This is a genomic window from Saccharopolyspora hattusasensis, from assembly GCF_050972075.1.
In the GTDB taxonomy this organism is placed as follows: Bacteria; Actinomycetota; Actinomycetes; order Mycobacteriales; family Pseudonocardiaceae; genus Saccharopolyspora; species Saccharopolyspora hattusasensis.
In genome coordinates this window covers 5,550,365-5,573,771 of sequence record NZ_JBPCDC010000001.1, presented here as the reverse complement: position 1 = coordinate 5,573,771, position 23,407 = coordinate 5,550,365, and the positions used below count along the sequence as shown (strand labels likewise).

Sequence of the window (23,407 nt, the reverse complement as noted above, 5' to 3'; positions counted from 1 at the left end):
AAACAAGTGCGACCGCTCCGCGGCGTGACCGTGGTGGCCCTCGAACAGGCCATCGCCGCGCCTTATGCCACCCGGCAGCTCGCCGATCTCGGCGCGCGGGTAATCAAGGTGGAACGGCCGGGCGCGGGCGACTTCGCGCGCCAGTACGACTCCCGCGTCAACGGGTTGAGCTCGCACTTCGTGTGGGTCAACCGCAGCAAGGAATCGCTGACGCTCGACATCAAGGACCCGCGCGGCATGGCCGTGCTACGCCAGCTGCTCGGCACGGCGGACGTGTTCATCCAGAACCTCGCGCCGGGAGCCGCGGCCCGCATGGGGCTCGGTGCCGAGGAGCTGCAGGCCGGCAACCCCGGGCTGATCGTGTGCGACATCTCCGGCTACGGCCGGGGCGGCCCGTACAAGTCGATGAAGGCCTACGACCTGATGGTGCAGAGCGAAGCCGGGCTGCTGTCGGTCACCGGCTCCGGCGACGACATGGCCAAGGTCGGCATCTCGGTATCGGACATCTCCGCCGGGATGTACGCCTACAGCTCGATCCTCGCGGCGCTGCTGGAACGGGCGAACACCGGCAAGGGCGCGCACATCGACGTCTCGATGCTGGAATCCACTGTGGAGTGGATGGGGTTCCCGCTCTACTACACCTACGACGGCGCCGAGCCGCCGCCGCGCGCAGGTGCGGCGCACGCGACGATCTACCCGTACGGCCCGTTCACCGCGGGCGACGGCAAGGTCATCATGATGAGCATCCAGAACGAGCGGGAATGGCGGGCGTTCTGCGACCGGTTCCTCGGGCGGCCGGAGCTCGCCGAGCACCCCGACTATGCGGGCAACGCCAACCGCAACGCCAACCGCGAGGAGTTGGGCCGGATCATCGCCGCGCGCTTCGCTGACCTGACCGGCGGCGAAGCGACCGCGCTGCTGACCTCCGTGCCGGTCGCCTGCGCCCGCGTCAACACCCTCGCCGACGTGTGGGAACACCCGCAGCTGGCGGCGCGCGGGCGGTGGCACGAGGTGCAGACGCCGCGCGGCCCGGTGCCCGCCTTGGCACCTCCCGGGCCGGTCAACCCCGAGCCGCGGATGGATCCGGTCCCGGACGTCGGCGAGCACACCAGGAAGATCCTGGCGGAGCTCGGCCGCGGGGAGTCTGATGTGGACGATTTGATTCGTGACGGAGTGGTGTGATGCAGAACGCGGTCACCTGGCTGTTCGTGCCGGGCTCACGTCCTGAGCGGTTCGCCAAGGCCGCCGGGGCGGGCGCCGATGTCGTCATCGTCGACCTGGAGGATGCCGTCCCGGCGGATGCCAAGGCCGCGGCACGGAAGAACCTGCGCTCCGCGTGGCCGATCGGCTCCAGCGTGGCGGTGCGCATCAACGGGCGCAGCAGCCCGGAGTTCGACGACGACGTGGCGCTCTGCCGGGAACTCGGCCCTGCCGCAGTCGTCCTGCCGAAGACCGAAAGCGCGCAGGACGTCGCGGTAACCGCCGAAGCCACCGGACGCCCGGTGCTCGGCCTCGTCGAAACGGCGCGCGGATTCATCAACCTCGGCGAGATCTGCGCTGCCCCGGGGCTCGTCAGGCTGGTGTTCGGCAGCATCGACCTCGCGCTGGACCTCGGTGTCACGGCCGACGCGGCGTTGGACACGTCGCGCAGCGACCTGGTCCGGTGGTCCGCGGCGTGCGGGCTGCCCGCGCCGCTCGATGGTGTCACGCCGTCGATCAACGACACCGAAGCCGTCGAACGGGATTCGCGTCGCGCCAAGGAGTGGGGTTTCGGCGGGAAGCTGTGCATCCACCCCGCGCAGCTGCCGGTCGTCCGCGACGCCATGCGACCGAGCCCCGAGGAGGTCGCGTGGGCGCGGCGCGTGGTCGAAGCGGACGAGCAGGCGCTCGGAGCTGCGGTGTCGCTGGACGGTGCGATGATTGACCGGCCCGTGGTCGAACGCGCACGGCGGTTGCTGCGGGCGGCGGAATAGGGTCGCGTCGAGCGGCGCGGTGGTTTGGCGATTTCGCGCGAAATCGGCGTCTCCCACGCCCACCAAACGACGATTTCGCGCGAAATCGGCGTCGCCGAACGCTCCGGACGATGCGTGATCGAATCCGGCTCGAGGTTCGTGGACGAGGCGCTTGAACGGGGGTCAACGTGGACATCGCCCACCTGCGCGACTTCATCACCGTCGTCGACTCCGGCAGCCTGACCCGCGCCGCCGCCCAGCTCTACGTGTCGCAGCCGGCCCTGAGCCAGCGGATCGCCTACCTGGAATCCGGGCTCGGGGTCCGGCTGCTCGAACGCGGGCCGCGCGGCGTGACGCCCACCGCGGCGGGCCGCGCCCTCTACCGCGACGCGCAGCAGCTGGTGCGGCAGTTCGACCGCATCGCGGGCGATGTGCTCAGCGGCGACCGCATCCACGGACCGGTCGCCGTCGGGCTGCCGACGACCGTCTCGGTGCGCCTGGCCCCGGCACTGTTCTCGTGGACGAAGGCCCACCACCCCGGCATCCACCTCCAGCTGTTCGAGTCGATGAGCGGCTACATCCAGGAGCTGCTGGCCCTCGGCCGCCTCGACCTAGCCGTGCTGTACCGCGACGACGACACCGTCCGCCCCGCCGAGACCCTGCTGTACTCGGAGGACCTTTTCCTCATCGGGCAGCCGAAACCGCCCGCTGCCGACGAGGACGAGATCGGGTTGGTAGACCTGCAGAACACGCCGCTGGTGGTGCCCGGCGGCCGCAGCAACCTGCGGGAGCTGATCGACCGGGCCTTCACCGCGCAGGGCCTGGTGCCGTCCATCGTCGCGGACGTGGACTCGCTGGGCGCCATGATCCGCATCGCGGCCGGCGGCGAGGCGTGCACGATCCTGCCGCTGTCGAGCGTCGCGGACCAGGCGAACCACCGGGAGCTCGGGGTGCGGCGGATCCGCAACCCGGTCATCTCGCGGAGCGTCGCGGTCTGCAACGCCGTCGAGTACTACCCGGCCCGGGACGCCGTGGCGGCCGTGCGGGAGGGCATCTCGGTGGTGACGCGGCAGATGGCCGCAGCCGGGGAATGGCCGGGAATCCGGCTGGCCTAGCGCTTTTCCGGGGGTGTTCTGGCAATCTGTTCGGGTGCTGGAGATCGCGGACAAGCTGGGCTCGGTGCTGTCGGCCCTGATCGGGCTCGTCGGGCTGGCCCTGACGGTGTACGGCCTCCGGCTACAACGCCGCGCGACGCGGGCCGCCTCGCTTCCACCGGTGCCAACCGCTCTCGCCGAGTCCGATCAGGCCCGGCTGGAGGTCCCGGAACGCACGGACTGGGTGCCGCCCTCGAAATACCTCCCGCCCGCAGGCTGGTCGGGCGAGCAGATGATGCGCGGGGAGCCCCCATCGTCGGCATCGCCGCGCCGAATGGTCCTGGTCACCGGCCTGGTGCTGCTCGCCGTGGCCGTCGTGCTCGGCGCCGCCTCCTGGCTCTGGTAGCGACGCGTATTCCTTCGTCGACTGGTGCTGCGACACCACCAGCTACATCGACGTCGCCGTGAGTGGTTTTGGGTGCTACAGCGCCGAAAACCGCTCACGGGCCGGAAGCGGCACGCAGAGCCCCATGCCGAGATACCTCTGGGCACCTAGCAGAACCGGGCCCGACACCGGGGCCGGAAATTCCAGTAGAACATGCATGAAGGGACGCGGTGCTTTCTCCTGGCGGGCAAGATCGCCACGGCCGAGGAACGCGCCGCCACGCACAAGCGGGTCGCGCCCGGTGGTCAAGACCGTCGGTTCGGGTAGCCCTACACGCCGGCAAGCGCGGCCGACTTCGGCTTCCTCGTTTTCCCTTCCGGAGAACCGGTCGAGCACCATCGGCGTCACCGTGGCCCACCGACGCGACCGCCGGAACCACCATTCCGGCTCCAGCGGAGTCCCCGAGGTAGTGCGTCGACGAAGGCGCAAGTGCGCGCCCGGCAAGCGGAGCTCGAAGCTCTCCGCCAGCGCGACGTCAACGGCTGCGACGAGGTCCGTCCGCCCGTCGGGAACCAGCACCCCGACACCGATCACATCCCCGTCCGCGTCGGGATGCCCAGAATCGAGCAGTGGCAGGTAGGCGAAGTGTGGCTGGTCGTCCGCGCCGTGACCGTTGATCTCTGGCGGAATGGGATCGGGCACCCGGCTCATGACAGTCTTCCGCAAGCACCCGGCAACGGCACCGGCCATCCGCCCACGAACCCGGATGTGCTGCGGAAAGGCATACGTGAGCATCAAGCCGCACCGCCCCGGATCTGCCGCACGGTGAACCCGGTCATCGGCTGCGACGATCGGACCCGCATCGGTATATAGGTCTCGGTCCCCGAGTCGTAGTGCATCAGATAAGTGTTCCGGTAGAAGGAGCGGCGGTACTGCATGAGTTGCCAACCAGCGGCGAAGGCAACGGTTTTCGGCATGTTGGCGAACACCACGAGTTCGTCGTCGGGATGCTTTTCCTTGATGCGGAACAACTCCGCCGTGACGAGCCGGCTGAGCTGCTTCAGCTCCTCGCCGGTGAAGACCGGTCGATAGTTCTCGCTGATCAGGATGTCGTCCAATTCGCTGATCGTGTAGCAGGTCCGGACCCCGGCCGCCCGGAAGTGCCGGAAGCGGTGCCTGTAGAACTGGTCGGAGAACTTGGCAAGACCGATGTGCACGCCGATGCGCTCCCCCGTCGAGTCCTCGACAAGCTCCTCGTGTGCGGCCAGCTTCGGCAGATCCTTCTCCAGCAGCAGTGGCAGCTCGAATTGCTGCTCCTTTTCCCCGGGCTGGGTCGGCAGCTCCACCATCCTGAAGTCGTGGGTGCGCGCCGGGAGATAACCACCGACTGCCATCGCGATCGGCCACAGCATGACCGGCACAACGGAATGCTTGCCGTCGTCGGGAGTGGTGTTGACCAGCAACTGCAGCTGAGCGCCCGCTTCGCGGCAGTCCGCTTCCAGGTCGATGACATCGTTGGCCGTGCACGTTTCGAAATCGAGCCAGCGATGCAGCACTCTGATCGACATGTGCTTCTTCGCCGCAACCGCACGGGAATTCCGGCCCTGTTCCTGTGTGCGGTCGCGCATCCCCTCGTCGAGCACCTGCACGCTGAACAGCGTGCCCGAGGTTTGGCGCACGCCGTAGCGCAGCCACACTGCGCCTCCTGCAAAGAGCAGCACGGCGAGCAAGATGCCCAACCTCTTGAGGTCGAGCAGTGCTTGCGGGTCGCCCTTCGGCAGCAGGTCTTCGAGGACCAGCGACAGCATCGCGGTGGCCACCGCCCCGAACATGACTACCGATGGAGAAGGCCCGCACACCCTTCGAGGCATTGCCACGCTGCAGATTCGAGAGGATTCCCATGCCACTCCACGTCGTTCGGGGGACGCATGTAACCTACCGTGTCACCGAGTGACTACGCTCGGTTTTCTCCACCTCAAGGGCAGGGTCACCCAGGAGGCAGAGTTTTGGGCGAATTTTTCGTCAACCCGTACGCGTTCGTTCCCCTCCCGCCGGAAGCGCCGCAGCGCGGCGCACCCCACGGGCACCGGGGCAATCCGGCGCTGCTGACCGGAAAGCTCGCCGTCTCGATCGAGGCTCTGACACCGCTGCTCATCCGCGGTTTCGGCAGCGACGACAGCCCCGAACTGCCGACGCGCCCAGACGGCACCGCGTTCATCCCGGGCTCGTCGTGGAAGGGCGCGATCAGGTCGCTGCACGAGACGATGACCGGCAGCTGCATCCGCGTCTTCGACGACGAGTTCCTGCCGAGCTACCGGGATCCCGTCGAGTGGAGCAAGGGCCGGTTGATGGCGGTCGTGACCGCCGCGCCGCAGGACGATCGACCACCGGAGGTGGAGCTCTGCCAACCGGGCGATCCGAGCAAGGATCGGCTCACCGCGGCGGAGCTGCACGGGATCAACGCACACCACCCGCTCCTGTCCGGCACCAGGTTCACCAGGAAAGACGGCGAATTCCGGCGCGATCCGAACGGCGAGTGGGTGCTGTTCCTAAGCGACACGCGCGACGACGACGGCCCTTACCACGGGCACCTCCGCAAGCTCAGCGGCAAAACGGCCGAGGTACCGCAGGAGATATGGGACCGCTTCCGGAAGCTGGTCCAGGACGCCGATGACCAGCGCCCCGCCGAGAAGAAAGCACAAGGAGGTAAGCCCATCAAGCCGGTGACCGTGCGGCGAAAGAGCAAGAACGGCACCGAAAAGGTCTTCAACGTCGGCAACCGCGACATCGCGAGCGCAAAGCTGCGAAAGCACCAGCCGGTCTGGGTCAAGTGGGGCCCCAATCGCGGCATCACGGACCTGGGCCTGGCGATGGCCTGGCGGCACCCCGGCGAACATCCCGCCGGGGAGCGCGTCCGGGAATTCGGCCCGTGCACCTCTGATCGCGAGTTGTGCCCCAGCTGCCGCCTGTTCGGCTCGGCGGACCTGTCCGGAAAGCCGGACGATCCGGTAACGGCCGACCTGGCGATGCAGCGCTCCTACCGAGGTCACGTGCGGTTCGGCGATGCGCTGGCCGACGCGGTGGTGAAGCCCGAGCCGTTCACCCTGCCGCCGCTGGGCGTGCCGCGCCCAGGAGCCGGGCAGTTCTACCTCCACAACGACGGGTTCGAGGGTAAGACCACCAGCGGGCAGGACCAGCCGCTTCGCGAGTGGGGTTCCGAGGCGGACCAGGAGAAGCCCCGCGAGCTGCGCGGGCGGAAGTACTACTGGCACACGACGCGGTTCAACGGCCGTGAAAAAGCCCGCCCGCATCAAGTAGCCCGCCCGGACCAAGAGGAAAACAAGATGGTCTCGAAGGCGGTGGCCTTTCCAGTCGGGACGAGGCTCACCGCCACGATCACCTTCACCGACATCGACCGCGCCCAGCTCGGCGGCCTGCTCGCGGCCCTACTTCCAGGCCGAGCGATTCAGTCGGAAGGCTTGTTGCAGCACATCGGCGGCGGACGCCCGCTCGGCTTCGGCAGCTGCCGGATCACACTGGTCGAGGGTGAGATGTGGACGAACGGCTCCCGCTACTGCAGCGCCTCGGCGAAGCCACCGGTCGACGCGGAACAGTTGCTTGCTGAATTCCGCAACGCACAGCCCGAATCGCATCGAAAGATCCTCTGGCCACAGGTCGTCGAAGTGCTGCGCCCAGACGCCGTCGACCCGGCGAAGGTCTGGTACCCGCCGGGCGCGCCGTGGGCACAGCGCGGCTCAGAAAAGTTCGACGCCGGCTTCGCGTTCTGGAAGCAAACCTCGGGGTACGGCGAGTACCCCCTCAGCTCGCTACCGCAGGTGGATCCCAGCGCCGAACGCGGCTACGAGTTGCCGCTCGTCATCGAGGAGATTCCGCAGCAGAAGGGCCGTTCGTGACCGTCTACCTCGACATCGGCGTCGTGTACATCCAGTCGTGGCTCACCCGAACGACGAAGCTGCGTGGCCGACGCGGCGGATCGGCCATGATCTCCGAGGCAACCGCCCCAGATGTCGTCGATGGGGTGATCGACGGCATGCGGGACAAGGTCGTGCGCAATGACGAGGCCGGCGACATCGACGGAGTCGTCGCGCTGAAGCTGCTGGTCGACGACGATGACGTCGGACGACAGGTCGAACAGATCGTGGTCGGCCACCTTCGCGGAAAACTGCCGACTGCCACCCTCCGCGCGGGCCAGTACATCGGCGAGAACTACGCCGCAGCCAGGCTGAACCGCGCGAAATGGGAGAACACCTGGTCGCCGGCGGTGAGCGACTGGCCGCCGGGCAAGCCGTGCGAATGGTGCTACAGCTGGCCCGCGACCCCGAACGACGCCGACGAGGAGAACAGCCGGCTGTGCGGGGAATGCGCCCTGCGCAAGGCCAAGGCGATCGACGCCGAGGAAGGCAAGCCGGCTCCGCGCCAGGAGAAAGAACTGCTAAGCAGGCTCGACACGGCCACGCGGGTCCCGAACATGATGAAGGATCTCGCCAAGCTGAGCGGCGACGGCACGCACGTGGCGTTGATCTACGCTGACGGCAACGCGATCGGGAAGTTCATCGGCGACCTCCACAGGATGCGGCGCGAAAAGCGGGCCCGTGAGCTGTTGGAGAGGGTCACGAAGGTAATCGACGAGTCCACCTGGCAAGCCCTGGTCGCAGCCGTCGGGGAGATTTGGGACGGCGACACGGCGCCGCCCATGATCCCGCACCTGGTCGGCGGCGATGACGTGCTGGTCAGCGTCCCGGCGGACCAGGCCTGGGCGTTCGTCCGGACGCTGCAATCGGAATTCTCGCGGGTGATCAGGCATGCGACGGAAGGAACCGGCGTCACGCCGCCATCGCTGTCGGCCGGGATCGTGTTCCACCACTACATCAAGCCGCTGCACGTGATGCACGATCTCGTCTCGACTCTGCTGCGCAGCGCGAAAACGGAGTACCACGGTGCCGAAGCCGCCATCGCCTGGCAGGACGCGACGCGCGACGGCGAGGAACCGATCGACCGGACGCCGTTCCGGCACGCCAAGCTGGAGACCGAAACGCCCAAGCTCGCCGAGCTCGCCGCGCTCCCCAACGCAGCGCGGCAGCGGCTCGCCGAGCTGCTGCGCTCCCACGAGCTCGGTACGAAGCCGGTGGAGCAGCACCTCCGGCGGCTCGGCTTGGCGGGCAAGGTCGCGACCTTCCGGGAGGACCCGATTCTGTTGGCGGACGCGCTGGGGATGGTGCGCTGGTGGCGGCGATAACCCGGTTCGATTTCGAGATCACCTTCCACGGCCCGTTCCGGGTCGCCCTCGGGCAGGGCGGGCCCGGTGTGCACAACACCATCAGCCAGCGGGACGCGCTGCCGGGCTCCAGTCTCAAGGGCGTGGTGCGCGCCACCGCCGAACTCCTGCTCGGCCAGGAGAATCCGGTGTTGGCCGAGGTCTTCGGCTCCAGCCGGAAGCCGTGCCCGTGGCACTGGAGTTCACCTGTTCCCCGGCCGACCGCCCCGGGCGATCGGCCCGCCTGGTATCCGGCGATGCCCAGCGCGCGTGTGCGCATCGACCGCAAGCCCCGCACCGCCGCCGAGGACATGCTCTCCATCGCCGAGCAGACCGGCGCGGAGAGCGCGACCTTCGCGGTGACGCAGACCGCCCGCATCGAAGATCTGGCCACGCACCAGGACGTGCTGGTCGTCGCCGCGCAAGCGACCCGGTCGCTGGGGGCGCTGCGGCGGCGCGGCCTGGGCTGGGTCGGCATCGCCTGCACGAGTCACGAACCCGACGAAGCCGCCGTCCGCCGATTCCTCCAGTTGAAGCAGCCATGACCGATTCCGCGAAGCTGACCGTCACCCTCACCGAGCCCGTCGCGGTGGTCCGCCACCTGCGCAACGACTTCCGCCAGGAGTCCTACGACCACATCACCGGCACCGCCGTGCGGGGCGCGTTAGCCGCGCAGTGGCTGCTCGCGCACGGCGATCCCGACGACGATTTTCTCGAAATCTTCGAAGGCGACGGCGTTTTCGGCCCGTTGCACGCTACGGCGAGCCTGCCGGTGCCGCTCAGCGTCAAGGTGCACAAGTACCGGGCGGACGACAGATGCCGGGTCCTCTGGTGGGACGCGATCCACGAGGAAGTGGACGTGTGCCAGTACTGCAAGCAGAAGCTCGAATTCAGCAAGGGCGGCCCGGTCGGCAAGATTCGGCGGACGCCGCGCACCCGCAACGCGCTCGACGCGGAAGGCATCGCACGCAGCGGAAATCTGTTCAACCAGAGCAGCATTGCCGCGGGCAACGTGTTCGAGGGCTGGCTGTCCGGGCCGGCATTGCGCTCGCTGCAAATCGATGGTGAACCGGTGCGAACGCTCTCCCTGGGCGGAAAACGCACTGTTCAGGGCAATGCCGAGGTCACCATCGACTTCGAGGCCGAACCGGAGCCGGTGGAACTGATCGGCAAGGACGTGATCCTGCGGCTCGCCTCGCCGGGGATCTTCGTCGATGCGCTGGGCTTGCCCGCCGCCGAGCCGGACCTCGGCGAGCTGTCGGAGGTTCTGGGCGTGGAGACCTCGCCGGGGGTGAAGCCGTGGCAGCGCTGGACCGAGGTCGGCGGCTGGCACCTGGCCAGCGGCCTGCCGAAGCCAACCGAGCGCGCCGTTCAGGCAGGCTCGACCTACCGCATCCGCTGCGCCGAACGGCCCAGCGAAGCTGCCCGGCGTGCGCTCATGGTTCGCGGGGTGGGGCTGCGGCGGCGGGAAGGTTTCGGCGCGCTGTGCCGACCGGCTCCGCCGCTTTCCTTCTACGAGTGGGGAGGCGTGCTCGCGAGGCTGCGGATCGACATGGCTGCTGTCGAAAAGACCCTGCCCCAGCTGCGCGAACACACCAGGGAGCTGCGTAGCGGGATCGAGAACGACGCACCGTTCCAGGATCAGCTGGCACGCGACGCCCAGTACGCCAGCGCTCTGCGGAAGCTGCTGGACGTCACAGATCCGGTGCTTTATGGCCGCCTGGTGGCGAGGTTGGAGAGCGGAAAGTGAAGGTACTTCTGCTGACGGCCCGGATTCGTCTGGAGACGGAGGGCGGTGTGATCGGCACCGAGGTGCCGACTGAACGGGGCAGCGACCTGCAGCTGCGCCGCGACCCGGCAGGCGGAATCCACCTGCCCGGCACGACCGTCGCGGGGAGCCTGCGCGAACACTGCGGCCAGGAGCTGGACGATCTGTTCGGGAGCCAGCCGGAGGAGCGGAAGGGCACGGATTCCGAGGATTTTGCTCTGACGCCGTCCGCGATCCAGGTCCTTGGCACCCGCTACCGTCGGGCGGTCGACGATCCCGAGCTGGAGGAGACCAGACACCACGCCCGCACTGCGATCGACCGGTCTCGCGGCGCGGCCAGGAACAACGCCTTGCACAGGGTGGAGCAGCTGCCGCGCGGGACCGAGTTCGACATCATGCTGCGCTGGAACGACCCGGATCAGCGGCGCGAGAGGTTCCTGGCCAAGCTGAAATCCTGGCATCCGAGGCTGGGGCGAGGTGTCACCACCGGGGCGGGGAAGTGCCGACTCATCGGCTGGGGCGCCGCCGACTACGACCTGACCACACCGGAAGGCCTGCTCGACTGGGTCCGCCGCACGGGCCTGGACTCGTACCCCGCCCCGACCAGTCCGTCGGGGACTACCCCTGAAGCCGAGCTTTTGAACGTACAGATGACCATTGTTGACGGACTGCACTGCGGTGTCGGCGACGACAACAAACCCGAGGAGGCAGCGCGGGAGGTCTTCCGCCTGGACGGTGCGCCAGCGATTCCCGGCTCGACGCTCAAGGGGGTTCTGCGGTCCCGCGCGGAGTACATCTGCCGCGTGATCGGCGTTCCGGCCTGCGACGGCCAGAGCTCCGACGGGTGCCGCCCGTGCCGGATCTTCGGGTCGGGTGGCCACAAGCCCGCGTGGCGCGGGGCGATCGTCGTGCACACGGCCGTCATCGAGAACCCGGTGGAGCAGGAGCTTCCGCACGTGGCGATCGACCGGTTCTCCGGCGGCTACAAGGACGGCGCGCTGTACAAGGACAAACTCGTGGTGGCCGGGCAGTTCCGGCTGCGCGTCGAGCGGATCGGGAAGCTGGAGGATGGCGATGTGCAGCTGCTCATGGCTGTTGTCGCCGACCTGGACGAAGGGCTGATCGGTATCGGCCAGAGCACCACGCGCGGCTACGGAACGGTCCGCATCGCCGACCCTGGTTGGCAGGCCCCCGACCTGGCCTCGCTGGCCTCGACGCTCCGGAAGGACGCGGCATGATCTGGCACCTGCACGGCACGGGCCGCCGAACGGCCGGAGACTGGCCAAGGCTCCATTCGGTTGCGGTCGGCTGGGATGCGGGCTGGGCCGACGTGAACGGCTTCCACCTCGAACGGCTACCCGACCGGCCGCCGGTCGCAACGCACCTGTGGGCATGGACCACGCAACGCTGGCTACGCGTGCGCATCGACGGCACCAACTGGTGGGCAGCGCTGTTGACCAGCGGCGAAGCAGCGGTCGGCGACTTGTGGACCGAGCACGACAAGGTGCCGAAACCGCCGAGCACCAGGCTGCGGCACTGGCACCCGGACGAGGGCCAGGTCCACCAGTTCAAGGGAGACAAGGAGATCCTGAACCGGGAGGACTTCATCCAACTGACCCCGCTACGCCCCACCACGGCCGCCTTCGTCGGCCACGCCTCAACCCTCCGGTGAGCCACCGTCGCCACACCAGCACCACCCAGCACCACCCAGCACCGCAGGAAACGCGCAGCGATGGTCATCCAGATGCGAGCGGTCCAATGCGAACACCTCCAGGCACGAACCGCTCGCAACCCAAAACCGCAGGTCACAGGGCAAATAGCAGGGGTGTAAGATCGAAGAGAGCCAAGCAAGCGATCTCCAACGAGAACCGCTCGCGTCGATCTTTGAAACCCCAGGTCAAACCCCCAAAAAAACACCAAGCCTGTCACCGGCGTTCAACGCCGGTCCCCCTTGAGGCTGTCGGTTTTGTTGCTGACTGAACCAGCCGCTGGGTACTCCTGTCACCGGCGTTCAACGCCGGTCCCCCTTGAGGCCTGTGGACCGTGGAGCAGGGCCGGGCCGTGGATTTCCCTGTCACCGGCGTTCAACGCCGGTCCCCCTTGAGGCTGGACCTCCCAGCCCTGGGCCAGCAACTCGTCCTCGCCCAGCCTGTCACCGGCGTTCAACGCCGGTCCCCCTTGAGGCACGTTTTCGTTGACGGCATCCGGTTGCATGACAGCCTGTCACCGGCGTTCAACGCCGGTCCCCCTTGAGGCGATGTAGCGGTCGCCGGGATCGATGTCGTGGCTGCATCTGCTGTCACCGGCGTTCAACGCCGGTCCCCCTTGAGGCAGATCGAAGACCTCCGCGCCGTTCTTGGTGTAGCGGTCTGTCACCGGCGTTCAGCGCCGGTCCCCCTTGAGGCCTTGGCCGGTCACGGGGTCGCGGTAGAAAACCTGGGCAGCTGTCACCGGCGTTCAACGCCGGTCCCCGTTGTGCCGCACGACGACCCGCAGCATCGGTGGCGGCTGAGGCACCCCATTCGGCAGCGGACGGCCGGAACTCCGGTTCGGTGTCCTCTGGCTGGAGTCGTGAAGCTGAGGCCGTCAGGCGGCAGGTCTTCCGCTACCAGCAACATCCACCACCAGCGGCTTCATCTCGATCAGGCTCAAACCGTCGCCACCGCCTGCCGTCGACAGAATCCTGCACCAGTCGGTCATGGTGGCGACCCGGCGCTTTGGTGTGTCGCGGTTCGTGACAACGCCGAGACCGCCACGTTGGTTTCCGCAAACCTCCCGTGACTGTCCCTTTGCGGCCTGTTCATAGGTCGCGGCTCCTGACGTCAGCTGTGTTTTTCCTTGCGTGGTCCCGAACGCAGGAAAACGGTGAGTCCGATCGAGAGCAGCGCGCCCGCAAGTAGGACACCTCGGATGTCGTTGGCGTCGTGGACTACGAAGGCCCACCAGCCGTGGGTTGGTCGGCCTCCGACGAATGTGTTTCCGTTCGAGCCCAGCAGTAATGCGGCAAGCACGTACGGAAAGGGCAGCATCCAGCTTCTTGTCGCGCCAATGACGCCGGTGGCCAGCAGGATCATCCCGCCGAGCCCCACAGTGTTGCGCACCGCGGCTGTCCAAAGCTGTTCGCTGTGCAGCAGCAGCGGCGTGCATGCCAGCAGCGCGGGGAGGAACGCGGCGAATGCCTGTCCTGCCCGTATCAGCCAGTGTCTGCGTGGACTGGTGTCCCACAACTGGGTCGGCGGCTTCAGGTGGATCCCGATCAGACAGGCCATCACCAAGGGACTGAACAATCCCAACGGGATCTCGATCGGTCCGACGTTGGGTACCGGCACCGGCAACTGTTCCGCGCCAAGAACCGCGTTCACCAACGCCAAACACAGGCATCCCACGGCGAACAGGGGCCAGTGCGTGGCTCGCAGCATCAGGCCAAGGATGCTCACGGCAGCTCCGGTGCGGGAGTAACACAGTCGCTGTTGGCGCGAATTGCCTGCCGCGCCCAGTCGAGTTGGACCGGTTCGGGTGCTGCCAACAGTCGTTCGACCTCGCTTGCGCGCTCAGGCGCTCCGAGCAAGCTGGGAGGCAGTTCCGGACGGATCCGGTGATTCATCCATGCCGCCACCAGGTCACGGCCTTCCATGCCGGGATAGGGGCCGTAGCTCATCACAGCTGATTGGCCGGATTCCACACGTGCGCACTCCGGCGGGTACTGCAGCGTTGAAAGGCCAAGAGACTGAAGCAGATCCTGGTCAGACTGGCCAGGGCGGATCACACCAATCGGCATTGCGGCCGCGGACCAGTCCGTGCCAATTTCAGCGAACGACACCGGTTGTGGACCGAGATCAGCGAACATCGCACGGTACTGCTGTGCGAGGGCCGACCACCGAGGAAGCTGGTCACGGTGCTCAGGCCACATACACACCCGCACGCCAGCGTCGTCCTGGCACACCGCGTCGCTTGGTTGCCGCATGGTCAGCAACTGGAAGTTGCTACGGTCAAGCAGTCCGAGCCCAGAAAAGATCACCACAGCGGCCAGTCCGATGAACCGCCACGCTTCCCTCGGACGACGCCAGCTCACGATCGCGGCACAGATGACCGCAACACCAACTAGCCATAAGCCTTGTCCAGCAAGCGTGGTCACCACCGTGTCCTGCGAGACATCACAGCACTCGATGTCGCTCACTACCAGCCGGCGAATGACGGTGTTGTCGCTGATCGAGCCATAGGCCAGGAGAAGCCAGAGCCCGATACCCACCGCCGGTGCGGCAAGATACCGGGGCAGAACGTAGCCGCCGGCAACACCGATCGCCACGGCCGCGACGAACATCAGCTCGGCGACCAGCAGGTACAGCCACAATGGTTGCCCACCGCCGCGCATCGACGTCGCCACGGCGAGCAACACCGCCACCGAAGACAACATCCCGACGACCAACGCCGGCACACCGCTCAACACGAAGTACGCGATCCCGGACCGCGGATACGTGCGCTCCAGCATGTCGGCGTCCAGACGACGCATTCGAGAGGTGTCCCAGGCCGCGACGGCTGCTACCAGCGCGACCGGCCACAACAACGATCTGTTGACCTGTCCCGAGCCCAATGCCCAGTCGACCGCCCACAGCTCTTCGAGCTGTTTTCCAGCGAACCAGCCGAAAGCGACGATCAGCGGAGCGGCCGGTAGGGCAGTGCTGCGTCGCACGACGATCCCCGCGAGACTCACACCGCTTCACCGTCCCCGACCAAATCGTCATAGGCTCGATCCAGGTCTGACGCGGTGGGTGCGGGCTTTCCCGCCATCTCTGCAAGATCCCCGTCGAACACCACGCGGCCTTGGTCCAGCACAGCGACGCGATCGGCCACCGCGGCCACGTCTTCGGTGAGGTGCGTGCTGACCAGAATCGTCTGACTCCGCGCCAGGTCAACGATCACGTCCCGCAGACCAGCACGTTGGCGTGGGTCCAACCCAACTGTCGGTTCATCGAGCAACAGAACCTTAGGTGAGTTCACCAGCGCCTGGGCGATCCCCAAACGGCGCACCATCCCACCGGACAACTTACCGATCTTGGTAGCGGCGCGCTTTTCCAGCTCTACCGCGCGCAACGCGTGCCGAACCACGTCCTTGCGGTTCCGCTCGGCGACTTTTCGCCACCACGCGGACAGTTCGAGAAACTCCGCGCACGTCAAATGATGAGGTACTGAAAACTGCTGCGGAAGAAAACCCATCGCTTCTCGGTAGCGCCTCGAATCTCGTCCTGGGGTCAGCCCATCAACATCGATCGAGCCTCGTTGAAGGCGCAGCGCTGAAGACAGCAGCCCCAGCAATGTGCTTTTGCCGGCGCCGTTGGGCCCGAGTAATGCCGTCGCGCCAACAGGAAGACGCAGGCATACCTGATGCAAAGCCGCGTGAGACCCGTACGAATGACTCACCTTGTCGACGCGAACAACACTCACGACGTATTTTTCACAATCAGTCAGGAGGAAACCGATGAGCTTCATAACCGCAGCGTGCCGTCCCACGCCACTGCAAGCGTGGACCGGCGTTACTCTCAGCCCGGATACCCTATCGCGCCGTGAGCGCCAAAAGTGACATTGGGCAAACCTGAGCTCGGCGATCTCTCTGTCACCGGCCCCCAACGCCGGTCCCCCTTGAGGCCGGGCCCCATTCATGCAGTTTCCATGGGGGGCGTTTTTGGATACTGTCACCGGCCCCAACGCCGGCCCCCCTTGAGGCGTCGGTCGACCGGCAGAGCAACACCTCGGCGGCGACCAACTGTCACCGGCGTTCAGCGCCAGTCCCTCTTGAGGCGTACCGCGACGTGTCCGTGAGGATCTCGACGTGAACCTGTCGCCGAGCCCTGTCACCGGCCCCCGAGGCCGGTCCCCCTTGATACGTCAGCTCGGATCGAGGGTGTGCCGCCGGATTCCTTGATCTCGTACCTGATCGAGTGATGAAACAGGTGTTCGAGATCGGGATAGTTGGTGGCATGGATAGCTTGGCGTTGGTTTCGGGGTCGGTTGTGGAGATGCAGAGTCCACAGTCGACTATGGCCGCGCGCTCCGATTCCGAGCTTTGCGAGGCGATCCGTCAGGCCGAGGCCACCATGCGCGCGGCGATGGCCATCCAGCTGAAGGCTATCGCCGAGGCCGAGCGTCGCGGGCTCCATGCCGAGCACAGCGCTCGCAGGTCCGAGGTGTGGTTGCAGGAGATGCTCAACATCGCGCCGGGTGAGGCGAAGAGTCGTGCTCTGGTGGCCCGCATGGCAACCGAGCGGACCACGCCGCAAGGAACGCCGATACCCGCGGAGCTTCCGGCCACTGCCGAGGCGATTGCTTCGGGGGCGATCACGTTGCAGCATGCGCGCGTGATCGTGGACGGCGTCCGCCGCCTGGCCCCGATCAGCAGCATCGACCAGCTGGAACAGGCAGAAACGATGCTCGCCGGTTACGCCATCAGGTTCTCGCCGCACCACCTGGCCCGGCTGGCCGAGCGGACTCGGTACTACTTCGATCAGGACGGCGCTTTCCAGCAGGAGGAAACCCAGCGCAAGATCCGCGAACTGAACTACGGGACGGCGGCGGACGGGATGACGGTCATCAACGCGCGCCTCGACCGTGAGACCGGCGCGAAGTTCCGGGCCGTCATCGAACCGCTGGCGGCCCCGCGTCCGTCGGAAGACGGCGAGCACGATCCGCGCACGGCTGGCCAACGCAATGCGGATGCGCTGGAAGCGGTGCTGGACCTCGCGATTGCGTCCGACCGCGTGCCCCGCTCCGGTGGCCAACGCCCGCACATCACGGTCGCGATCGACTTCGAAGACCTCAAGCGCGATCTGGCTTCCGCCGAATCTGGTGGCCTGCCGGGCACGCTCACCGCGACAAACCAGCCGATCACGGCCGAGAACGTCCGCCGCCTGGCTTGCGACGCAGAAATCTTGCCGATCGTCCTCGGCGGCGAAGACGTTCCCTTGAGCATCGGTCGTACCGAACGCACCGCCCCGCCCCACCTTCGCGCGGCATTGCTGCACCGCGACGGCACGTGCGCGTTCCCGTCGTGCGATCGCCCGCCAGGAACCCCGGAGGCCCACCACATCGAATCGTGGATTGACGGAGGCAGCACCGACCTGGAAAACCTGGTGATGCTCTGCGGCCACCACCACCGAGCCGTCCACAACAGGAACTGGAAGATCACGATGGTAAACGGCCGCCCGACCTTCACCGCACCATCCACAGTGGATGCTGTCCGAACACCAAGACCGGGCGGCCGCCCAACGGGCATCGAACAAAACAACATCCTCCGCCGGACAATCCCGAGACCACGCCCACCGGATGCAACCGAAGCCTGCGCCTGAACCGCCGAACCCCGGCGGGCAATCCCGCACGGCCAAACCCCGCCCGCTGCGAGCGGTCGAGCACCAACACCCCCAGGCACGACCGCTCGCAGCACAAAACCGCAGGCAGGAGGACCAATCACAACGGATTAAGATCAAAGAAACCCCAGCAAGCAATCTTCAACAACAACCGCTCGCGATGTACTTTGAAACCGCAGGTCAGGCGCCCGGAATTCACGAAGCCCTGTCACCGGCGAACAACGCCGGCCCCCATTGATGCCGGTACCGCAACAGGACGTCGTTGGTGTTGCCGCCTTGCTGTCACCGGCTAACAGAGCCAGTCCCCTCTTGCGGCCAGCGCACTGCTGGCCATGCAAAGAGCGGGGCGGGCCACCTGTGGCTGGTGGCCCGCTCCGCTCTTCCGTCACTTTGATCAGCTGTCGAACGCGCCGTCCTGGACTAGACGCACGAATGCGGCGAACGCCGCTCTGTCGATGTCCAGGATCGGACTGCCCTCGCCGAGCTTCGTGTCCCGGATGCCGATGCGGCACGGTGCGAAGCCGATCTCGACGCAGTTCGCGTTCTGCTCACTGCGTGCGGACTTGCGCCAGTCTGTGAACTCCATGGCGACGATCCTTGCGCTGCAGGGTTGTGCTGGACTCAGTAGCTTTCGGCTACTTCCAGCACCTTATCCCTGGATGCCGCCGGATCGAGCGCCGCGCCGATCAAGCGCGACCACAGGCGGTTGTACAGGTCCACGTCCTCTTGCAAGTTGCGTTTTGGAGTCTCGCCGGCACCGGCGAGCACCCCCAGGCGAGCCGTTATCTCCGTCGGTGCTGCGGTGCCTGGTGGGCGTGGCTGCCCCCGACCCGTCACGCCCGCCAGACACCGCTCCTACAACTTCCTTCAGCAGAAAGGACTTTTCGAGGAAGACCTCCGCTGCACCGGTCTCCCGAGGACCTGCGGCCACCTCTCCCCGGCCGTGCCCCAGCCTCGGGCGGGAGAGGTATCGGCCGCAATTCCCCCGACCCCATCTGGCGGCCACCCCTCTCCCAACCTCCCTGCACGAAGCCGAATTCAGCCTGGCACCGTCGTGCAAGCCCGCATCGACGGCGAGGAACGCCAGGGCCGCGTACCACCGCACGACACATCGACCATCGGCCGGTTGCCGCTGATACCGGTCCAGTTCGGCGAGTTCTGCTGCATTCTGCTGCCCAGCGACTTGTCGATCACGGACAGTCCCAGGACAGCGGGCTGAAGACGTCGCTCCGACGCGACGCAGCCCCCTCCCCTGCGGCGCGCGGCGACATCCGGATCGCGGACCCGACCGCACCTGCGATCCGGAGCGGGGCCGGGAGCAACGTGGCAGCTCCCGGCCCCGCACGAAAGAAACACCAGCCGCTCGACGAAAGCGCGGTCGGCGCTTGCGGGCCACCCCGCCGAGAAAGTGGACCTCCGCCGGCTTCCGCATGTCCCCGAGCTCGAAGAGCGTGGACTCGTTGTCGACCAGCAGCGCTCGGCCGTTCGCGACGACCGACGCGTCGATGTCGAAGTAGACCACCCTCGCCTCGGGGTTGATGCGCTGCGCCCTCTGGTGGGTGTTCTCCGCGCTCGGCAGGCCCGAGCCCAGGTCGAGAAATTGGTCGATGCCGGCCTGCCCCGCGAGGTTGCGGACCACGCGGATCAGCCAGTCCCGGCACTGCCGCCCGACCTGCACCGCGTCCGGGGCCGGACCTCGCGCAGCACCTCACGCTCCGCCTCGAAATTGTCCTTGCCGGCAATGAAAGCGTCGTACACCCGCGCCATGCTCGGTTTGGAGGTATCGATCTGGGCGGCGGCCGGTCAGCCGTCGTGGCGGGGACGCCGGTCGATGGGGTCTGCGTACATGCCGCGGGAGACAGGATCGAAAAGGGCGGCGTGGCGCAGGTGTTCAGCGAGTGCGGCGACCGCCGTTGAGGCGGCGTGGTCCTTGACGCCCCAGGCCAGCAAATGGTGGCGGCGAGCCCAGGGGTCTTGCAGTTCACACACCTCGAGTGGCTGGTGGGGGTCGAGGACGGGACGCGGTACGACGGCGAGTCCGACTCCGGCGGCGGCGAGGGCGACAAGGACGTTGAGATTGGCGACGGTTGTGCGGTAGCGCACCACCGGAGCGTGTGACACGAGGTGCTTCTCGATCCAACGGCGCAGCGAGGAATCGGCGTTGAGCCCGACGAGAGGGTGCTCGGCGACCTCACTGTAGGTCAGCGCGGTCCGCCCGGCGAGGATTCCTCCGGCCTGGCCGATCACGACGAGGGAGTCGTCGCCGAGGGGCTCCATGTGCAGGCCGCAGTCGCGGGTCTCGTCGTCGAGGACCACCCCGAGGTCCGCCTCGCCGTCGGCGAGCATCCGCACGGTCTCGGGGGTGCGGCTCTCGGACACCGTGACGTCGACGTCCGGATGTGCTCGGAGGAACGAGACCAGGGCCCTCGGCACGAGCCGGTGCATCGCGGAGCCTCCGCCCAGCAGGGTCAGCGGAGCGGTGGCGGGCCGGGTATAGCTCGCGACGGCGCTTTCGAGCCGCGCAGTCTGGACGAGCACGTCCCGTGCGTGGCGGGCCAGGGTCGTCCCGGCTGGTGTCGGCCGCACGCCCCGCCGGCCGCGGATCAGCAGTGCCACGCCGGCCTGGGCTTCCAGCGAGCGCACCCTGGTGCTGGCCGAAGGCAGGCTCAGGTGCATCCGGCGAGCACCCGCCGTGATCGAGCCCTCGGTCACGACGTGGAGAAAGAGCCGCAGGTCGTCCAGGTCGTAGCGCATCGCCTCAGCCTAAGGCCCAGCCTTAGGCTGGGTACGTCGATTACGCATTGTGGACCCGCTGGTCACGGGACGATGCTCGGGCTGTGATCGAGACATTGCTCGTTTTGCTGACCGGTATCGCTGCCGGGGCGCTGAACGCCATCGGTGGTGGGGGGACGTTCGTCGCGCTGCCCGCTCTCGTCGCGTTCGGCCTGCCGCCGGTGACCGCGAACGCGTTATCGCGGGTCGCCCTCGTGCCCGGGGCCGTGGCCAGCGCGTGGGTCTACCGACGCGAGCTCACCCCGGTCGGGGAGACGTCCACGAAGGCGCTGACGGCGATCAGCATGGTCGGCGGCGGGATCGGTGCCGGCCTGCTGGTGGCACTGCCGGCATCGTCGTTCGACGCCGCGGCGCCCTGGCTGCTCGCCGCCGCCACGCTGATCCTCGCTTTCGGGCGCCGCCTCTCCCAGGCTTTACGCAACGCACTGGGCCGCTCGGTCAGCATGAGTCCCCGAGCCGTCTTGATCGGTCAGTTCTTCCTCGCCATATACGGCGGATACTTCGGCGGTGCCGTAGGTATCACGATGATGGCGCTGTGGAGCATCGGGCTCGGACTCGACGCCGCGGCCAGCAACCCGATGCGGGTCGTGCAGCTCGCGGCCGTCTTTCTCAGCGCGGCCGTGCTGTTCCTCTTCGCTTCGGACGTACTGAGCGCTCCGCTCGTCCTCGCAGCCATGCTGGTCGGCGCGGTGGCCGGCGGCTGGGCCGGCGCCCACCTCGCCCGCCGTCTCCCCGCCTCGCTGCTGCGGGGCAGCATCCTGGCCATCGCTGTGACCATGACTGTCATGTATTTCTTGCGCGGCTGAAAATTCGGAGCGCGAGCTACCCCGCCGCGCACGGATGCGGCAGGCGCGAGGCGGGTGATGGCCTGCGAGGGGGTGAGCGCCGGCCGTCCCGCGCGTAATGCCGGTCCGATCGGTGAGCACGAGCCGAAGCCCGACGGCACCACCTGTTCCCCCTGGCACCGCGCCGATTTTCGCTGCCTGGTCCCAAATTGACGACATACCGAGAAGCACTCCCGGCCCGCTCGGAGGAGAGAGATGGTCACACCATCGTCCGGCACACCGTCCGATGTTTCCCGGCTGCAGCGACAGTTCGCCGTGCGCGCTTTGGCCCTCGCGCTCCTCCTCGGCATCACGGGCCAAATGCTGCTGACCATTCTCGTCGCGCTCATCGGTCTCGGACTTCTCGTGCTATCGGCCGAGTGACGGCGGTTCCGGCCCGGGAGGTTCCCGGACCGGATCTCACCGTTGCGCGGGGCACGCTGTAGAGCACGCGTTTGCCCGGGTGCTCCGTGACCGTCCAGACCTCGTTCTTGCCCGGCCAGTACGACAGGTCCTCCACGCCGATCGCCACGTCGCGCTCCGGACCGTCCACTGTGAGCACTCCCGGCCCGGTCGCCTTGTCCGGCAACGCAGCCTGGAAGTGGCCCGGACCGGTCGTTCCTCCGCCGGTGCTGCTGAGGTACCAGCGGCCGTCCGTGGCCGTCGCGCCCTGAACGCGGGGCTTCGCCAGCCGGTACGCCGACTTCGCGCGCCAGACACCGTCACCGTCCGGCTTCGGCAGGCCCGTCGCTGCGTCCAGGTCCCAGCGCGCCACTCGGCCGTTGAGGTTCGGATCGCCCTGGTCCGCGCAGTATTCGCCGGTAAGCAGGGTGTCCGGCGTCGTGCTGCGGTCCAGCGACACGTACGAGTAGCGCTGCCTGCCCGCGGCCGTGCACTTGTACTCGCCCGGCAGGTCGATCACGCCCTCCGGGTTCGACCAGCCCGCGACCTGCGGCATCACGTACCGGTAGCCGAAGCCGTAGTAGACGTTGTTCTGGCGGCCGACCTGGTTCTGGTCGGCGGTGTCGCCGTTGCTCGCCGACTTCAGGTCGAAGATGTAGCGCATGTCGAAAACCCGGATGCCGCGGGCGGTGTCGACGAGGTAGAGGTAGTTGCCGTACCAGACGATCCCGCCGGAGTGGACGCTTCCGCCGTTGCCCGCCTGCGGCGTGGTCACCGCCTCGTAGGACGGGTTCCCGTTGCTGTTGATGTACGGGTAGACCAGCAGCACGTGCTGGTACTTGCTGGTCGCCGGGTCAAGGAAGGAGACCCGCACACCCTTGACCGGGCTGGTGTCCTTGTTGTACCAGCTGACCAGCAGCGCCTGCTTCGTTCCCCACTGCTGGTCGTCCTGCGCGTCGGCGACGGTGGTGATGCCCTGCGGCATCCACACGGTCGTGTCGGTGTCCCCGGCGTTGAAGCAGAACTTCCGCAGCGTCGGTTCCTGCATCGTGTCCAGCGCGGGCGAGGTGCAGGCACTTCCGGTGCTGCCCTGGCGGTTGGCCTGGTCCAGGATGTTCTGCACGCCGAGCTTCGGCAGTTGAGCGTCCAGCTTGTCGACCCTCGACTGCAGGTCACCGCGGGTGTTGTTGAGCACGAAATCGTTGAGGTTGGGCGCTTCCGCCGGGGCCGCCGCGGCGGGCAGCGCTGCCAGCGTCGCCGTCACCACGGCCGCCGACAACGCCGCGGCCAACAGGTTTCGTCTGCCCACCGGTGTCTCCTTCGGGTCGGGAACGGCGAACATCGGGAGGTTACGCGGACAACCGCTGCGGCAGAACGGAATTCACCTGTTCGCCCGCCGCCGTTCGGCCGGCTGCGGAAACCGCACCGGCCCGAAACGTCCTACCCTGGCGCGCCGCAGTCCCGGGGCGGCGATTTCGCGCGAAATCGGCGCTTGGACCGGTGGGGGTCCAGCTGTGCTGACTTTAAGCTGGAGCGGGGTTCTTGATCATCTCGGG

Annotated in this window: 22 protein-coding genes, 1 pseudogene and 1 CRISPR repeat array; of the genes and pseudogenes, 13 read left to right on the top strand and 10 right to left on the bottom strand. The window is 67.3% G+C overall.

Annotation, left to right across the window (positions count from 1 at the left end; all coding sequences use genetic code 11):
- The first annotated feature begins 6 nt into the window (after positions 1-6).
- The 4 genes from ACRXBZ_RS26650 to ACRXBZ_RS26635 all read left to right on the top strand — a co-directional run bounded on the left by ACRXBZ_RS26650 (position 7) and on the right by ACRXBZ_RS26635 (position 3,452).
- Positions 7-1,182 carry a CaiB/BaiF CoA transferase family protein gene (locus ACRXBZ_RS26650; RefSeq protein ID WP_433883977.1) on the top strand — a complete coding sequence of 392 codons (1,176 nt, stop codon included), beginning with the start codon at positions 7-9 and terminating at the stop codon, positions 1,180-1,182.
- Complete coding sequence (locus ACRXBZ_RS26645; RefSeq protein ID WP_433881408.1) at positions 1,182-1,973, top strand: HpcH/HpaI aldolase/citrate lyase family protein; 792 nt, start codon at positions 1,182-1,184, stop codon at positions 1,971-1,973. The genes ACRXBZ_RS26650 and ACRXBZ_RS26645 overlap by 1 nt, the downstream gene beginning before the upstream one ends.
- Positions 1,974-2,140: 167 nt before the next feature.
- Positions 2,141-3,067, top strand: a complete 927-nt coding sequence (locus ACRXBZ_RS26640; RefSeq protein WP_433881407.1) for a LysR substrate-binding domain-containing protein — start codon at positions 2,141-2,143, stop codon at positions 3,065-3,067.
- Between the two features lie 13 nt (positions 3,068-3,080).
- Positions 3,081-3,452 (top strand): hypothetical protein, encoded by a 372-nt coding sequence (locus ACRXBZ_RS26635; protein ID WP_433881406.1) that lies wholly within the window; start codon positions 3,081-3,083, stop codon positions 3,450-3,452.
- A gap of 75 nt (positions 3,453-3,527) precedes the next feature.
- Here the strand turns inward: ACRXBZ_RS26635 and csb2 are convergent, their stop codons facing one another.
- A complete protein-coding gene (csb2, locus tag ACRXBZ_RS26630; protein ID WP_433883976.1) occupies positions 3,528-4,181 on the bottom strand; it encodes a type I-G CRISPR-associated protein Csb2 in 654 nt (217 codons plus the stop codon).
- Between the two features lie 44 nt (positions 4,182-4,225).
- A complete protein-coding gene (locus ACRXBZ_RS26625) occupies positions 4,226-5,251 on the bottom strand; it encodes a hypothetical protein (RefSeq protein WP_433881405.1) in 1,026 nt (341 codons plus the stop codon).
- A gap of 186 nt (positions 5,252-5,437) precedes the next feature.
- Here ACRXBZ_RS26625 and ACRXBZ_RS26620 point away from each other — a divergent pair, with 186 nt between their 5' ends.
- From ACRXBZ_RS26620 to ACRXBZ_RS26595, 6 genes are read left to right on the top strand one after another with little or no spacing between them, the layout of a single operon-like run.
- Positions 5,438-7,345, top strand: coding sequence for a TIGR03986 family type III CRISPR-associated RAMP protein (locus tag ACRXBZ_RS26620; RefSeq protein WP_433881404.1), 1,908 nt, complete (start codon positions 5,438-5,440; stop codon positions 7,343-7,345).
- The gene (locus tag ACRXBZ_RS26615; protein WP_433881403.1) at positions 7,342-8,688 is read left to right on the top strand and encodes a Cas10/Cmr2 second palm domain-containing protein; all 1,347 of its coding nucleotides are present in this window, start codon (positions 7,342-7,344) and stop codon (positions 8,686-8,688) included. The genes ACRXBZ_RS26620 and ACRXBZ_RS26615 overlap by 4 nt, the downstream gene beginning before the upstream one ends.
- Complete coding sequence (locus ACRXBZ_RS26610; RefSeq protein ID WP_433881402.1) at positions 8,676-9,251, top strand: RAMP superfamily CRISPR-associated protein; 576 nt, start codon at positions 8,676-8,678, stop codon at positions 9,249-9,251. Before ACRXBZ_RS26615 ends, ACRXBZ_RS26610 begins: the two co-directional genes overlap by 13 nt.
- Positions 9,248-10,456 (top strand): type III-B CRISPR module-associated Cmr3 family protein, encoded by a 1,209-nt coding sequence (locus ACRXBZ_RS26605; protein ID WP_433881401.1) that lies wholly within the window; start codon positions 9,248-9,250, stop codon positions 10,454-10,456. Before ACRXBZ_RS26610 ends, ACRXBZ_RS26605 begins: the two co-directional genes overlap by 4 nt.
- On the top strand, positions 10,453-11,712 hold the full coding sequence (locus ACRXBZ_RS26600; RefSeq protein WP_433881400.1) for an RAMP superfamily CRISPR-associated protein: 1,260 nt from the start codon (positions 10,453-10,455) through the stop codon (positions 11,710-11,712). The genes ACRXBZ_RS26605 and ACRXBZ_RS26600 overlap by 4 nt, the downstream gene beginning before the upstream one ends.
- Positions 11,709-12,146, top strand: a complete 438-nt coding sequence (locus ACRXBZ_RS26595) for a hypothetical protein (protein WP_433881399.1) — start codon at positions 11,709-11,711, stop codon at positions 12,144-12,146. Before ACRXBZ_RS26600 ends, ACRXBZ_RS26595 begins: the two co-directional genes overlap by 4 nt.
- Positions 12,147-12,395: 249 nt before the next feature.
- Positions 12,396-12,954: direct repeats of the CRISPR family, unit length 37 nt; unit sequence CCTGTCACCGGCGTTCAACGCCGGTCCCCCTTGAGGC.
- A 342-nt stretch (positions 12,955-13,296) separates the two neighbouring features.
- Here the strand turns inward: ACRXBZ_RS26595 and ACRXBZ_RS26590 are convergent.
- From ACRXBZ_RS26590 to ACRXBZ_RS26580, 3 genes are all read right to left on the bottom strand, one after another.
- On the bottom strand, positions 13,297-13,911 hold the full coding sequence (locus ACRXBZ_RS26590; protein ID WP_433881398.1) for a hypothetical protein: 615 nt from the start codon (positions 13,909-13,911) through the stop codon (positions 13,297-13,299).
- On the bottom strand, positions 13,908-15,038 hold the full coding sequence (locus ACRXBZ_RS26585) for a DUF7224 domain-containing protein (RefSeq protein ID WP_433881397.1): 1,131 nt from the start codon (positions 15,036-15,038) through the stop codon (positions 13,908-13,910). Before ACRXBZ_RS26585 ends, ACRXBZ_RS26590 begins: the two co-directional genes overlap by 4 nt.
- Positions 15,039-15,181: 143 nt before the next feature.
- Complete coding sequence (locus ACRXBZ_RS26580; protein ID WP_433881396.1) at positions 15,182-15,961, bottom strand: ATP-binding cassette domain-containing protein; 780 nt, start codon at positions 15,959-15,961, stop codon at positions 15,182-15,184.
- Between the two features lie 527 nt (positions 15,962-16,488).
- Between ACRXBZ_RS26580 and ACRXBZ_RS26575 the strand changes: the two genes are divergently transcribed.
- Positions 16,489-17,814: an HNH endonuclease signature motif containing protein gene (locus ACRXBZ_RS26575; RefSeq protein WP_433881395.1), complete on the top strand. Its 1,326-nt coding sequence runs from the start codon at positions 16,489-16,491 to the stop codon at positions 17,812-17,814.
- A 412-nt stretch (positions 17,815-18,226) separates the two neighbouring features.
- Here ACRXBZ_RS26575 and ACRXBZ_RS26570 read toward each other — a convergent pair whose 3' ends face one another.
- The 4 genes and pseudogenes from ACRXBZ_RS26570 to ACRXBZ_RS26555 all read right to left on the bottom strand — a co-directional run bounded on the left by ACRXBZ_RS26570 (position 18,227) and on the right by ACRXBZ_RS26555 (position 20,586).
- Positions 18,227-18,418: a DUF397 domain-containing protein gene (locus tag ACRXBZ_RS26570; RefSeq protein WP_433881394.1), complete on the bottom strand. Its 192-nt coding sequence runs from the start codon at positions 18,416-18,418 to the stop codon at positions 18,227-18,229.
- Between the two features lie 452 nt (positions 18,419-18,870).
- Entirely contained in the window at positions 18,871-19,026 is a 156-nt protein-coding gene (locus ACRXBZ_RS26565) for a hypothetical protein (protein ID WP_433884159.1), read from the bottom strand.
- A gap of 229 nt (positions 19,027-19,255) precedes the next feature.
- Positions 19,256-19,620 (bottom strand): annotated as a pseudogene (locus ACRXBZ_RS26560) (SAM-dependent methyltransferase); the annotation flags it as partial.
- 15 nt (positions 19,621-19,635) lie between these two features.
- Positions 19,636-20,586: a LysR family transcriptional regulator gene (locus ACRXBZ_RS26555; RefSeq protein ID WP_433881393.1), complete on the bottom strand. Its 951-nt coding sequence runs from the start codon at positions 20,584-20,586 to the stop codon at positions 19,636-19,638.
- A gap of 83 nt (positions 20,587-20,669) precedes the next feature.
- Here ACRXBZ_RS26555 and ACRXBZ_RS26550 point away from each other — a divergent pair, with 83 nt between their 5' ends.
- Both ACRXBZ_RS26550 and ACRXBZ_RS26545 read left to right on the top strand, forming a co-directional pair.
- Positions 20,670-21,431: a sulfite exporter TauE/SafE family protein gene (locus tag ACRXBZ_RS26550; RefSeq protein ID WP_433881392.1), complete on the top strand. Its 762-nt coding sequence runs from the start codon at positions 20,670-20,672 to the stop codon at positions 21,429-21,431.
- Positions 21,432-21,665: 234 nt separating this feature from the next.
- Positions 21,666-21,833 (top strand): hypothetical protein, encoded by a 168-nt coding sequence (locus ACRXBZ_RS26545; protein ID WP_168586904.1) that lies wholly within the window; start codon positions 21,666-21,668, stop codon positions 21,831-21,833.
- Here ACRXBZ_RS26545 and ACRXBZ_RS26540 read toward each other — a convergent pair.
- Complete coding sequence (locus ACRXBZ_RS26540) at positions 21,796-23,160, bottom strand: hypothetical protein (RefSeq protein WP_433881391.1); 1,365 nt, start codon at positions 23,158-23,160, stop codon at positions 21,796-21,798. The two genes, ACRXBZ_RS26545 and ACRXBZ_RS26540, sit on opposite strands and share 38 nt — an antisense overlap.
- Positions 23,161-23,407 lie beyond the last annotated feature (247 nt).